This is a genomic window from Mesorhizobium sp. P2_H9, assembly GCF_056403215.1.
On record NZ_JBFUFX010000001.1, the window covers coordinates 115,865 to 127,967 of the forward strand.

Annotated in this window: 10 protein-coding genes and 1 pseudogene; 4 read left to right on the forward strand and 7 right to left on the reverse strand. The window is 65.1% G+C overall.

The window, feature by feature from the left end:
* Nucleotides 1–97 precede the first annotated feature (97 nt).
* On the reverse strand, nucleotides 98–961 hold the full coding sequence (locus AC1DXN_RS00650; protein ID WP_477248339.1) for a LysR substrate-binding domain-containing protein: 864 nt from the start codon (nucleotides 959–961) through the stop codon (nucleotides 98–100).
* 116 nt (nucleotides 962–1,077) lie between these two features.
* Between AC1DXN_RS00650 and AC1DXN_RS00655 the strand changes: the two genes are divergently transcribed.
* Nucleotides 1,078–1,485: a tautomerase family protein gene (locus AC1DXN_RS00655; RefSeq protein WP_477272204.1), complete on the forward strand. Its 408-nt coding sequence runs from the start codon at nucleotides 1,078–1,080 to the stop codon at nucleotides 1,483–1,485.
* Between the two features lie 137 nt (nucleotides 1,486–1,622).
* A complete protein-coding gene (locus tag AC1DXN_RS00660; RefSeq protein WP_477272202.1) occupies nucleotides 1,623–3,845 on the forward strand; it encodes an AMP-binding protein in 2,223 nt (740 codons plus the stop codon).
* A gap of 110 nt (nucleotides 3,846–3,955) precedes the next feature.
* Here AC1DXN_RS00660 and AC1DXN_RS00665 read toward each other — a convergent pair whose 3' ends face one another.
* Together AC1DXN_RS00665 and AC1DXN_RS00670 are read right to left on the reverse strand one after the other, a co-directional pair.
* Nucleotides 3,956–4,771, reverse strand: coding sequence for a CDP-alcohol phosphatidyltransferase family protein (locus AC1DXN_RS00665; RefSeq protein WP_477272200.1), 816 nt, complete (start codon nucleotides 4,769–4,771; stop codon nucleotides 3,956–3,958).
* Nucleotides 4,772–4,774: 3 nt separating this feature from the next.
* The gene (locus AC1DXN_RS00670) at nucleotides 4,775–5,473 is read right to left on the reverse strand and encodes a phosphatidylserine decarboxylase (RefSeq protein WP_477272198.1); all 699 of its coding nucleotides are present in this window, start codon (nucleotides 5,471–5,473) and stop codon (nucleotides 4,775–4,777) included.
* A 211-nt stretch (nucleotides 5,474–5,684) separates the two neighbouring features.
* Between AC1DXN_RS00670 and AC1DXN_RS00675 the strand changes: the two genes are divergently transcribed.
* Nucleotides 5,685–6,578, forward strand: a complete 894-nt coding sequence (locus AC1DXN_RS00675; RefSeq protein ID WP_477272196.1) for an SMP-30/gluconolactonase/LRE family protein — start codon at nucleotides 5,685–5,687, stop codon at nucleotides 6,576–6,578.
* Here AC1DXN_RS00675 and AC1DXN_RS00680 read toward each other — a convergent pair.
* The 4 genes and pseudogenes from AC1DXN_RS00680 to AC1DXN_RS00695 form a co-directional block, all read right to left on the reverse strand.
* A pseudogene (locus AC1DXN_RS00680) lies at nucleotides 6,557–6,900 on the reverse strand (antibiotic biosynthesis monooxygenase family protein). The gene AC1DXN_RS00675 and the pseudogene AC1DXN_RS00680 overlap by 22 nt on opposite strands.
* Before the next feature lie 265 nt (nucleotides 6,901–7,165).
* Entirely contained in the window at nucleotides 7,166–9,052 is a 1,887-nt protein-coding gene (locus AC1DXN_RS00685; protein WP_477272194.1) for an ABCB family ABC transporter ATP-binding protein/permease, read from the reverse strand.
* A gap of 24 nt (nucleotides 9,053–9,076) precedes the next feature.
* Entirely contained in the window at nucleotides 9,077–9,409 is a 333-nt protein-coding gene (locus tag AC1DXN_RS00690) for an ArsR/SmtB family transcription factor (protein ID WP_477243986.1), read from the reverse strand.
* A gap of 229 nt (nucleotides 9,410–9,638) precedes the next feature.
* Nucleotides 9,639–11,255 (reverse strand): LysM peptidoglycan-binding domain-containing protein, encoded by a 1,617-nt coding sequence (locus AC1DXN_RS00695; protein ID WP_477272192.1) that lies wholly within the window; start codon nucleotides 11,253–11,255, stop codon nucleotides 9,639–9,641.
* 128 nt (nucleotides 11,256–11,383) lie between these two features.
* On the opposite strand from AC1DXN_RS00695, the gene AC1DXN_RS00700 reads away from it, so the two are divergent.
* Complete coding sequence (locus tag AC1DXN_RS00700; RefSeq protein WP_477243982.1) at nucleotides 11,384–11,995, forward strand: LOG family protein; 612 nt, start codon at nucleotides 11,384–11,386, stop codon at nucleotides 11,993–11,995.
* The last annotated feature ends 108 nt before the right edge of the window (nucleotides 11,996–12,103 follow it).

The following is a 12,103-nucleotide window of genomic DNA, read 5'->3' on the forward strand; positions in this document are numbered from 1 at the left end:
GGGCATTGTTGGTGCGACGGGCCACCCCCAAGTCCCCCCAAACCCCTCGGCCCGTCCTACTTTGAAGCCGACCGTAAGGTCGGCTTTTTCTTTGCGTTCAGGCCGGAGCGGCCGACAAAGCAAGGTTGCCGCTGAGCAGCGCCGCAAGATGCTGCGCCGGCCGGTCGGCATCCTCACGCAGGCGGATGGCGAATTCGGCGACAGGAACCGGCGGCAAGCCAAGCTCGCGCGGCGCTTCGACAATGCCGGAATGGGCAAAGCGCGCCGTCCGCAGCGTCAGCGCAATGCCGGCGTTCACCGCCGTGCGCAAGCCGGCCAGGCTGGCGCTGCCGGCGGCGATGCGGTAGCGGCGGCCGGCGGCGTCGAATGCTGCAATCGCCGCTTCGCGAAAGCCGCAATACGGATCGAGCAGTGCCAGCGGCACCTCGTCCTGGCGCGGGACCAGCCCCTTTTGCGAACAGAGCCAGATCATCGGCTCGCGCAGCACGCCGACTTCGTCCGGCGTCGCGGCCTGGCGCATGGCGATCGCCAGGTCGAGAGCGCCGGATTGCAACCCCTGCCCAAGTTCGGCGGAGCGGCCGACACGCAATTCGATCCGAACGCGCGGATGGCTGACCGCAAAGGCTCTCAGCAGGTCCGGCAGGCCGCTGTCGGCGAAATCCTGCGTCGTGCCGATGGCAACGCGGCCATCGGCGCGCGCGCCCTTCAGTGCCAGCCACGCCTCGCTATGCACGGCAAGGATGCGCCTGGCATGTCCGACAAGGTCCTCGCCAGCCGGCGTCAGGCCGCGACCACGGCCTTGCGCGATCAGCAGCGGTTCGCCGACGATCTCCTCCAGCCTCTGCATCTGCGTCGTCACCGCCGAAGGCGAACGGCCGACGGTCGATGCCGCCTGCGCCAGCGAGCCGCCATCGACGAAGGCGAGGAAGGTTTTCAGAAGGTCGGGATCGAGTGTTTGCATAATTCGATCATATCGAATTATAAGTTAAAAACAATTCGATTTTTTTGATTCATGGGCTGTGAGATGGTCTCTCCAACGGCGAACAGATGCCGCGAGAAACCAAGGGAGACAAGACCATGCCGATCATCAATGTGAGCGTCACCGGTAAGCCCAACGCCACCCTTTCCGCAACAATCGCCAAGGAAGTGACCGAACTGACCGCGACGCATCTGCGCAAGGATCCGACCATCACCGCGGTCGCCATCACCTATCTCGACCCGGAGCACTGGTTCGCCGGCGGCAAGTCGCTGGCCGAACACGGCGCCAACACCTTCTGGCTCGACATCAAGGTGGTCGACGGCACCAACACCAAGCTTGAGCTGGAAGCCTATCTGAAAGCGATCTTCGCCGCTTTCGACCGCCTGCTGGGCGCGGTGCATGAGGAGAGCTATGCTTTCGTCCACGAAGTGCCGGCTGCAGCCTATGGCTATGGCGGCAAGACGCAGGAGTTCCGCTTTATTAGTGGGCGGCTGAAGGCGGCGTAGCGCCTCTTTCCCTTCTCCCACAAGGGGAGAAGGGAAGACCGCACTCATCTACATTGACCTTGCCCGCACTTCGGCTAGGCTCTGCCCCGAAGCGGCCGAAAAGAGCCGCAGCGTGTAAACGCTGGGAGAGATGCGGCATGTTCCTGACACTGGCGCTGCTTGCGGGTCTGGTTGTGGCCTGGCTGCTGATCGGCGTGGTGGAGAAATTCCGCCTTGGCCTGCGCTTTGCCCAGGCGCTGCTCTATGTGCCGTTCAAGCTCGCCTACCGGATCGAAGACGATCGGATGAAGATCGCGCGCTCGGCGCCGGCGCCGGTCATCTATGTGATCTCGCACCAGTCGCGCTTCGAACCGGCGCTGATGCTGTCGCTGTTGCCGGAGGACACGCTGCACATTCTCGACGAGGTCTCGGCGCGGTCGCCATGGCTCGAGCCGTGGCGCGAGCTTGGCCGCACCATTGCCTTCAATGCCGAGCATCTCTTCGTCAGCCGCAGGCTGGTGCGGGTGCTAAAGGGTAAGGGCCGTCTCGCCGTCTATTTGCCCGACGCGGTCGAGCCCGACGTCAAGGCGTTTCGGCTGTTTCGCGCCGTCACCCGCATCGCCATGCAGGCGGATGCCCGCATCGTGCCGATCTTTATCGGCGGCGCGCGCAGCCTGCCGGTGTCACTGACGCAGGCCGACAAGGCACCACGGCACTGGTTTCCGCGCCTGTCGATCAGCGTGCTGGAGCCAATGACCATCGCCGAACTTTTGGCGCAAAACCCCGACCAGGCCTCGAACACCAACGCACTGTTCGATCGTGTCGCCGAGGCCCGGCTTTTCGGCACGAATCTCAATCGCGGCCTGTTCCTGGCCATGCGCGATGCCGCCGACCGGGCCGGCGCCTCGCATCCGATCATCGAGGACGTCATCTCAGGCGCGCTGAGCTACCGCAAAATGTTCATCGGCGCGCGGGTGCTCGGCCGCCGCTTCGAAGCGGTGACGGCGCCGGGCGAAGCGGTGGGGATCTTGCTGCCCAACGCCAATGGCGTGGTGCTGTCGTTCGTCGGCCTGTTGTCGGCCGGCCGGGTGGCGGCGATGATCAACTACACCGCCGGCCCGGCCAGCGTCACCGCCGCCGTGCGCACGGCGGTGATCCGCACCGTTATCTCTTCACGTGCCTTCGTCGAGAAGGCCGACCTCGCCGACATCATCGCGGCGGTCGAAAAAGGCGGCGCCAAACTGCTGTGGCTGGAGGATGTGCGGACCAGCGTCACCACGCTGGAGAAGCTCACCGCGGCCTTGCTGTGGCGATTGCCCCTGCAGCGGCAGGACGCTGCCAAACCGGCGGTGATCCTGTTCACTTCGGGTTCGGAAGGCACGCCCAAGGCGGTGGTGCTGTCGCACAAGAACCTTGTGGCCAACGCCATGCAGGCAGAGGCGCGCGTCACCATCTCGCCGGTCGACATCCTGCTCAACGTGCTGCCGGTGTTCCACTCGTTCGGGCTGACCGGCGGCACCATCCTGCCGCTGGTCACCGGGGTAAAACTGTTTCTCTATCCCTCGCCTCTGCACTACAAGATCATCCCCGAGATCGCCCGCAAGGTGAAGCCGACGATCATGTTCGGCACCGACACGTTCCTGGCCAATTATGCGCGCACCGCCAAGGATGGCGACTTCTCCAGCCTGCGCTTCGTCGTCGCCGGCGCCGAAGCGGTGAAGCCGGAGACGCGCCGCGTCTACCGCGAGCGTTTCCAGGCCGAGATCATCGAAGGGTTCGGGTTGACCGAGGCGGCACCCGTCGTTGCCGTCAATACCGCCATCCATGGCCGCGACGGCACGGTTGGGCGGCTGCTGCCGGCCATGCGCATGAAGCTCGAGGCGGTCGAGGGCATCGAGGATGCTGGCCGGTTGTGGCTCGACGGACCCAACCTGATGATGGGCTACATGACCTCGGACCGTCCGGGCGAATTGCAACCGCTCGAGGGTTGGCACGACACTGGCGACATCGTCGCGGTCGACCGCGAAGGCTTCATCACCATTCGCGGCCGCGCCAAGCGCTTCGCCAAGATCGCCGGCGAGATGGTGTCACTGGGCGCGGTGGAAATGCTGGTGCAATCGCTGTGGCCGGAAGAGCGGCATGCCGCGGTCGCGGTGCCGGACAAACGGCGCGGCGAGCGCATCGTGCTGGTCACCACCGCCGATGACGCCAATCCTGACGAGTTGCGCAAGTTCGGCAAACAGGCGGGTGCTGCCGAGCTGATGGTGCCCAACGACATCGTCAAGGTCGAGGAGATTCCAGTGCTAGGCTCGGGCAAAACCGACTATGTCTCGACGCGGAAGCTGGCGATTGAGAAGCTGGGGCTGGGTGTGGCGGCGTAGCAACCTCGCCTTCGTCATCCTAGGGCGAAGCAAGGAGCGAAGCGACGCGGCGCAGACCCTAGGGTCTCCGCTCCGCTTCGCGTCGCTCCGCCCTAGGATGACGAAGGACCCTACCCAATATCCGAAGGCGGAACCTTCTCGCCCTCGCGCTTGGCGCGTTTCGAGTACGCCCGTACGGAAAACGGCAGGAAGATCAGATAGCCGGCGACCGACGCGGTCAGCGTATACCAGGGATAGGTCATCAAAAGCAGGATGTAGAGCACGACGGCGAGGATGATCGGCAACACCTTGTCGCCTGGCACTTTCAGGCTCTTGCCGGAATAGACCGGCAGCCGGCTGACAAGCAAGAAGGCGACCAGGATAGTGAAGCCGGTGGCAATAAAGGCGGCGGGGCGGCTGGGCTCAACGCCAACCCGCAGGAACGACAGATAAAGCGGCAGCATGACCAGAACGGCACCCGCCGGCGCCGGCACGCCGACGAAATATTCGCTCTGCCAGATCGGGCGATCGTGGTCCTCGTCGAGAACGTTGAAGCGGGCGAGCCTCAGCCCGCAGGCGATGGCGAACAGCAGCACCGCGATCCAGCCCGGCGATCCCGCCCGGTCGAGCAGGAAGGCATAGAGCACCAAAGCGGGCGCGACGCCGAAATTGACGATGTCGGCCAGCGAATCCATCTGCGCGCCGAATTTCGAGGTCGCCTTCAACATCCGCGCCAGGCGCCCGTCAATGCCGTCGAGGAAGGCAGCGAGCAGCACCATCACCACCGCCGGCTCGAAGCGGCCTTCGAAGCCGAAGCGGATGCCGGACAGACCCGCGCAGATGGCGAGCACGGTGACGAGGTTGGGCAGCACCATGCGCATAGGAATTTCGCGGATGCGCGGGCCACCGCTGCCATGCGCCTCGAATTTCTTGAACGGCGCGCCCATCGCCTACGAAATCCTGACCAGCGGCGTTCCGGCAACGCCACCAAATTCGGCGATCACGGTTTCGCCGCCGACAGCGGTCTGGCCGACAGCGACGCGCGGTACGGCGGTCAAGGGCAGGAACACGTCGACGCGCGAGCCGAAGCGGATCAGTCCGAAACGCTCGCCGATGGCGATCGAGCCGCCGGTCTCGGCCCAGCAGACGATGCGGCGCGCCACCAGCCCGGCAATCTGCACCGCGACAACGGTGCCGTTGGGGCTGTCGATGATCAAGCCGTTGCGCTCGTTCTCGGTGCTGGCCTTGTCGAGTTCGGCGTTGAGGAATTTGCCCGGCCGATGCTCGATCCGGGAAATGCGGCCGCGCACCGGAGCGCGGTTCACATGGCAGGAAAAGACATTCATGAACACCGAGATGCGGGTCATTTCGGCGCCGCCAAGGCCAAGTTCGCGCGGCGGCACGGCCGGGCCGACGGCCGAGACGATGCCGTCGGCGGGGCTGACCACCAGCCGGTCGTCGACCGGCGTGACGCGCTCGGGGTCACGGAAGAAATAGACGCACCAGGCCGTCAGGATGAGGCCGATCCAGAACAGGATCGAGGAGAAATAACCAAGGAAAAGCGTGCCCGCGCCGAAGGCGGCGATGAACGGATAGCCCTCGCGATGGATCGGAACGAACACATTCTTGATCGTGTCGACGAGGCTCATGGGATGGGGGCAACCCTTGTTTCAGGTCCGGCCTCAATAGCGGAAAGCCCCCGTCGTCGCAACGCAACAATGGGCGACGCCCAAGGCATGGGACAGATGCGTTCTGGCCGGCTGACAAAAACCAACGCTATTGTCGGGGCGAGCCACGCTCGCTCGTCCTTGGGAGATAGCGCTCCTTCGAAGCGCTGCCGAACCAACCATGGAGCCCGCAATGCCGTCGCCGAAATCAGCAGTCCATGAAGCGCGTATCGTAGCGACTGGCCTCGCCTTCGGGGAATCGCCGCGCTGGCATGATGGACGCTTGTGGGTCTGCAACTGGGGCACGGGCGAGATCGTCGCTGTCGATGGCGACGGCAACAGCGAAATCATGCTCACCGTGCCGGCCGTCCTGCCCTATTCGATCGACTGGCTGCCGGACGGGCGCCTGCTCGTCGTCTCCGGCCGCGACGGGCTGCTGCTGCGACAGGAGCCTGACGGGACGCTGGTCACTCATGCCGATCTGAGAGGGCTTTCAAAGAGCCCGTGGAACGAGATCGTCGTCGACGGACGCGGCAACATCTATGTTAATGGCGGCGGGCCTGCGCCTGCTCCGGGCGAGCATTTCGGGCCGGGTACCATCGTGCTGATCACACCTGATAGCTCGGTCCGCCAGGTGGCCGAGAACATCGCCTTTGCCAATGGCATGGCGGTGACGCCTGGCAACAGGACGCTGATCGTCGCCGAATCGCACGCCAACCGGCTGACCGCTTTCAACATCGGTGCCGATGGCAGCCTTGCCAACCGGCGGGTCTGGGCCGATCTCGGCGACGGCTTTCCCGACGGCATCTGCATCGATGCCGAGGGCGCCGTCTGGTATGCCGACGTGCCCAACCGGCATTGCGTGCGGGTGCGCGAAGGCGGCGACGTGCTGCAAAGCGTCGACGTCGATCGCGGCTGCTTTGCCTGCATGCTCGGCGGTCCGGACGGCAAGACGCTCTTCATCGTCGCCGCGGAGTGGCGCGGCTTCGAACATATGATCAGCGATGCCCGCACCGGCCAGGTGCTCAGCGCCGAGGCGCCGGCACCAGGCACGGGCTGGCCCTCCTACAGCTCGGGCAAGCGCTGATAGTTGGCGATGTCGGCCCGGGGACACCGAGCCGGGCGATCGTCTCCTGCGGGTTGAAGGCGATGCGCTCATGCGCAGCCTTGACGATCGGCACGACCTTGTCGACGGCGGCCTGGCTTTCCCATCCGACGATGGTGACGAGGTTGAACTCGCCGGGACCCGAGAACTGCTCGAGCAGGAAATCCTGGACGAAGCCCTGCTGCCGGCGCAGCAATTCATGCGTCGTCCTGACCTTGGTGAGGATCTCTTCGCGCGCGGCGGCTGGGACGACAAACTTGTCGACCCGGAACACGCTGCCATTGTGGTGATTTTTGGTACTCATTTCATTCATCTCCGATTTGGAAGGTTTGTTAGTCAGGAGGCTCGGAGATGGTTTGCAAGCTCAAGGTAAGTTGAGGTCAAGGGGATTTTTGTGGGGCGATGATGGCGCGGCGGCGGAGCTGCCGATGGCCGGCAGGCCAGAGGGGGTCGTCTCACATAATCGCCGACGTCGTCCTCTTGATGAAGGCGCCGGCGCTTCACGCGCGGCGACCCCCTCTGTCGCCTCCGGCGACATCTCCCCCTCAAGGGGGGAGATCACTTCGGCGCTAGTTCACCTCCGACGTGCGGCGGCGCACGACGACGCCCAGCTCGTCGCTTTCGCGTGCGAGGCGCAGCCGCTCCTCGGCTTCCGTGGCTTCGCGCTGGCGGTCCCACATCGAAGCGTAGAGGCCGCGCTTGTGCATCAGGGCGGCATGGGTGCCGCGCTCGGCGATCTGGCCGTCCTGCAGCACGATGATCTCGTCGGCGGTGATCACCGTCGACAGCCGGTGGGCGATGACGATTGTGGTGCGGCCCTGGCTGACCAGGTCGAGTGCAGCCTGGATCTCCTGTTCGGTGTGGCTGTCCAGCGCCGAGGTCGCCTCGTCGAGCATCAGGATCGGCGGCGCCTTCAAAATGGTGCGGGCGATCGCCACGCGCTGCTTCTCGCCGCCCGACAGTTTCAGCCCGCGCTCGCCGACCATCGATTTGTAGCCGTTAGGCAGCCGCTCGATGAACGGCCCGATCTGGGCGAGTTCGGCTGCCTTGCGCACATCCTCCTCGCTGGCGCCGACACGGCCGTAGCGGATGTTGTAGGCGATGGTGTCGTTGAACAGCACGGTGTCCTGCGGCACCATGCCGATCGCGCCGCGCAAGCTCTCCTGCGTCACATCGCGGACGTCCTGGCCGTCGATCAGCACCGCCCCGCTCTGGATATCGTAGAAGCGGAACAACAGCCTGGAAATGGTCGACTTGCCGGCGCCCGAGGGTCCGACGATGGCGACCGTCTTGCCGGCCGGCACTTCGAAGCTGATGCCTTTGAGGATCTTGCGGTTGGGGTCGTAGGAAAAATGCACGTCGCGGAATTCGACCTTACCGGTGCCGACGACCAGGGCTTTGGCGTCAGGCTTGTCGAGGATCTCCTGCGGCACATCGAGCAGGTCGAACATCTGCTCGATGTCGGTCAGCCCCTGGCGGATTTCTCGGTAGATGAAGCCGATGAAATTGAGCGGCACCGAGAGCTGCACCAGCATGGCGTTGATGAAGACGAAGTCGCCGACCGTCTGCGTGCCGGCCTGCACCTGCAGCGCCGACATGCACATGACGACAACCGTGCCGAGACCGAAGATGATGCCCTGTCCGAAGTTCAGCCAGCCGAGCGAAGTCCAGATCCGGGTCGCCGCGATCTCGTAGCGCGCCATCGAGCGGTCGAAACGCTCGGCCTCCATGCCTTCATTGTTGAAATACTTGACCGTTTCGTAGTTGAGCAGCGAGTCGATCGCCTTGGTGCTGGCGTCGGTGTCGCTGTCGTTCATGTCGCGGCGGATGACGATGCGCCAGTCGCTGGCCCGGACCGTAAACCAAATGTAGAGCAGCACCGTGACAGCAACGACAGCCACGTATTTCCAGCCATAGGTGACGGCGAAGATGCCGGCGGTCAGTGCGAATTCGAGAATGGTCGGCAAGGTGTTGAGCACGGTGAAGCGCACGATCGTCTCGATGCCCTTGGTGCCGCGCTCGATGATGCGCGACAGGCCGCCGGTTCGCCGTTCCAGGTGAAAGCGCAGCGACAGTTCGTGCATGTGGACGAAGGTGCGGAAGGCGAGCTGGCGCACCGCATATTGGCCGACGCGGGCAAACAGCGCATCGCGCAGCTGGTTGAAGCCGAGTTGCACCAGCCGCACGACATTGTAGGCGACGACCAGCATGACCGGCGCCAGCAGGAATGTCGGCAGCGGCGGCACCGACTTGGCATCGCCGGCCAGCGCATCGGTCGCCCATTTGAAGAAATAGGGCCCAGCGACCAGGGTCAGCTTGGCGACGACCAGTAGCACGGTCGCCCACACCACCCGCGCCCTGAGGTCGGCGCGGTCGGCCGGCCACATGTAAGGCCACAGGTTGCGCAAGGTCTTGAAGGTCGAGCCGGAGTCGGCGGAGACGGTTTTTTCGGCCATTTTTGGTGCCTTCTTCTTATCTTTTTAGCGGCCGGAGCAGCAGGAATTGACGAGCGCGGTCAGCGATGCCGAGATATCGGCGAGCGCCGCACGGTCGACCTCGTAGCGCGAGCGCTGGCGGTCGGGCTCGAAGCGGACCAGCCCGGCTTCGACGAGGATCTTCAGATGTTGGGAAACGGTGGATTGCGCCAGGTCGAGATGGTCGACGACCTCACGGCAGCAGCAGGAACTGCTGGCCGACAGATGTTTCAGGATTTCGATGCGCGCCGGATGCGAAAGAGCGGCCATGCGGGCAGCGACGGCGCGGCTGTCGGGGGCGCGGCAGCGTGTGTTTGTTTCGAGGAGAGATTCTGTCATCGGTCATCGGCGATAGACGATGAACGGGTGTGGGGCAAGCTACTCCAATGGGTAGCGACCTAGTCTCCCCCCTTGAGGGGGAGATGTCGCCGAGGGCGACAGAGGGGGTCGGTACGTCCTGACGCGACGTCGCTCGGAGAAAAGAGAAGGTCGACGCTTCACGCGCGACGACCCCCTCTGGCCTGCCGGCCATCTCCCTCTCAAGGGGGGAGATTAGCCAATCCCCGACCTACTGCGTTTTGGCCGGCGGCGTCGTCATCTGGTCGCCCATCGCCTTGAGGTCGGCGGCTTCGCCTTCCTTCGACTTTTCCGGCACCTTGAACACCTGCCCCGGCCAGATGCGGTCGGGATCGGTGATCTGGTCCTGGTTGGCGAGGTAGATGGTCGAATAGCGGACGCCGTGGCCGTAGACGCGCCGCGAAATCCGCCACAGCGTGTCGTGGCGGCGGATGATGACGGCGCCGTCGGCATGTTCGAGCTTGGGCGCTACGGTCTCGGGCACTTCGGCCGGCGGCGTTGCTGCCGCCACCACGGCCGGAGCCTCGGCGGCAGGAGCCGGCGTCGTCGCTGGTGCCGTCTCGGCCGGCGCGGCGGCAACAGCCGGCGCCGCGGGTGCGGGCGTTTCTGCGACCACTGCCGGTGCAGGCTGGGCGGCGGGTTCGGTTGTTGCAGGTGCGGCAGGCGCTTCGGCCACCGTCGCCGGCGCTGCCGGCTTGACCTCGGCAGGCTTGGCCTCGGCGGGCGCCACGGCGGCAACCGCCTCGCCCGGCTCGCGCTCGAACGGCACAGCGGCACGGGCCACCACCTTCACCCCGTCGGCATCGAGGCCGTCGACATGGATGGTGTAGCTGCCGACCGGAATGTCGCGCGTCGCCTCGACCAGGAAGTGGCCGTCAGGCGAGGTTTGTGCATCGCCGAGCAGGATGTCGTTGGCATAGGCGCGCACCTTGCGGCCGGCATCGGCGAGGCCGGCAACGAAAATCTTGTTGCCGTCGATCTCGACCGCCTCGACGACGATCTTGGGTTCGGCCACGGCTGCCGCCGGCGGCGTCGCCGGCGCCGCCTCAACCACGGCCGGTGCAGCCGGCGCGGGGGCGGCAGGTTCAGCAGCTGCGGCAGGCGCCGGAGCAGCGGGCGCAGGTGCCTCGGCAGCCGGCGCGGCAGGCTTCGTCTCGGGCGCCGGAACAGTCAGCAATTCGGCCGGCTTGCCCGGTTCCTCGACCATCGCCAGCACCTGGCCGGCGGCATCCTTGGGAACCGAGACGACAGCGGTCTGCACCGATGGGGTGACGACATCGCCGGTCGTGGCGCGCAGCGCGATCGTGTAATCGCCAGGCTTCAGCGGATCGTCGAGAACGATGACAAAGGCGCCATCGGGACCGGCGACCGTCGAACCGAGAACCGTCGAGCCGTCGAGGATTTCGACCTTGGCGTTGGGCGCCGCATTGCCGGCAACGACGATGGAGCCGTTGCTTTCGACGCGAACGACATCGAAGCTCGGCGCAATCGGGCCGGTGGCGGCCGGTGCTGCGGCAGGCGGGGTCGCTGCCGCGGGTGCTGCAGGCGCTGCCGCATCCGTTGCCGGCGCAGCCGGTGCCGCGGCATCCGTCGCAGGTGCTGGCGCAGCCGGCGCCGGCGCATCGGTGGCCGCGGCGGGTGCTGGCGGCAGCCGTCCCTCGGTCCCCGGATCAGCCGGCTTTTGCGCCGGCGGTGTCAGCGCCGCGACTTCCGCCGGAGGTGTGTGATTGAGATACGGGTCAAGTGCACCCGACACATAGGCCGTTCCCGCGACCGCAACGGTCCCACCCGCCGCGAACAAAAACGCCTTCAATGGATTGATTGCCATGTATTTGCTTGCCCCTTAGCCGCCTAATGCCGGTCTAGCGCGTTTTGTCTGGACCGACAAGAAAAAGCCCGGGCTTGTTCACCTCTGGGGCTTGACCACGCTTTCAGACCCAATCACCAATCACTTGCATGAACACGATTCGATCCGTCTGTGTCTATTGCGGCTCGTCTCCGGGCCGCGATGAAACCTATGCCAAGGCCGGACACCTGCTTGGCCGCTCGATTGCCAGGTCCGGCCTCCGGCTGATCTATGGCGGCGGCACCAAAGGCATCATGGGCGCCGTCGCCGAAGGCGCATTGCGGGCCGGCGGCAAGGTTACGGGCATCATTCCGCGCTTCCTCATCAACAAGGAAGCAACCGAAACCGCGCTTGACCGGCTCGACGAGCTCGTGATCACCGACAACATGCACGAGCGCAAACATAAGATGTTCGAAAAATCCGACGCCTTTGTGGCGCTGCCGGGCGGCATCGGCACGGTCGAGGAGATCGTCGAGATCATGACCTGGGGCCAGCTCGGCCATCACCGCAAGCCGATCGTCTTCGCCAACGTCAAGGGCTTCTGGGATCCGATGCTGGCGCTGCTCGACCACATGACGGCGGAAGGTTTCATCCACACGGCGCAGCGGGTCAAGCCATTGGTGGTCGCCGACCCCGAAGCGATCGTCGCCGCCATCATGGTGGCGGGATCGTCCGTCGATGCGCCGACGGAGGGCGTGCAGTCGGTGATAGACAAGATGTAGGGGAATAAGGGAGTAAGGCAGTATGTGAATTGCCTGGAGCGCCTGCCCTACTGCCCTACTGCCCTACTGCCCTACTGCCCTACTGCCCTACTGCCCTACTGCCCTACT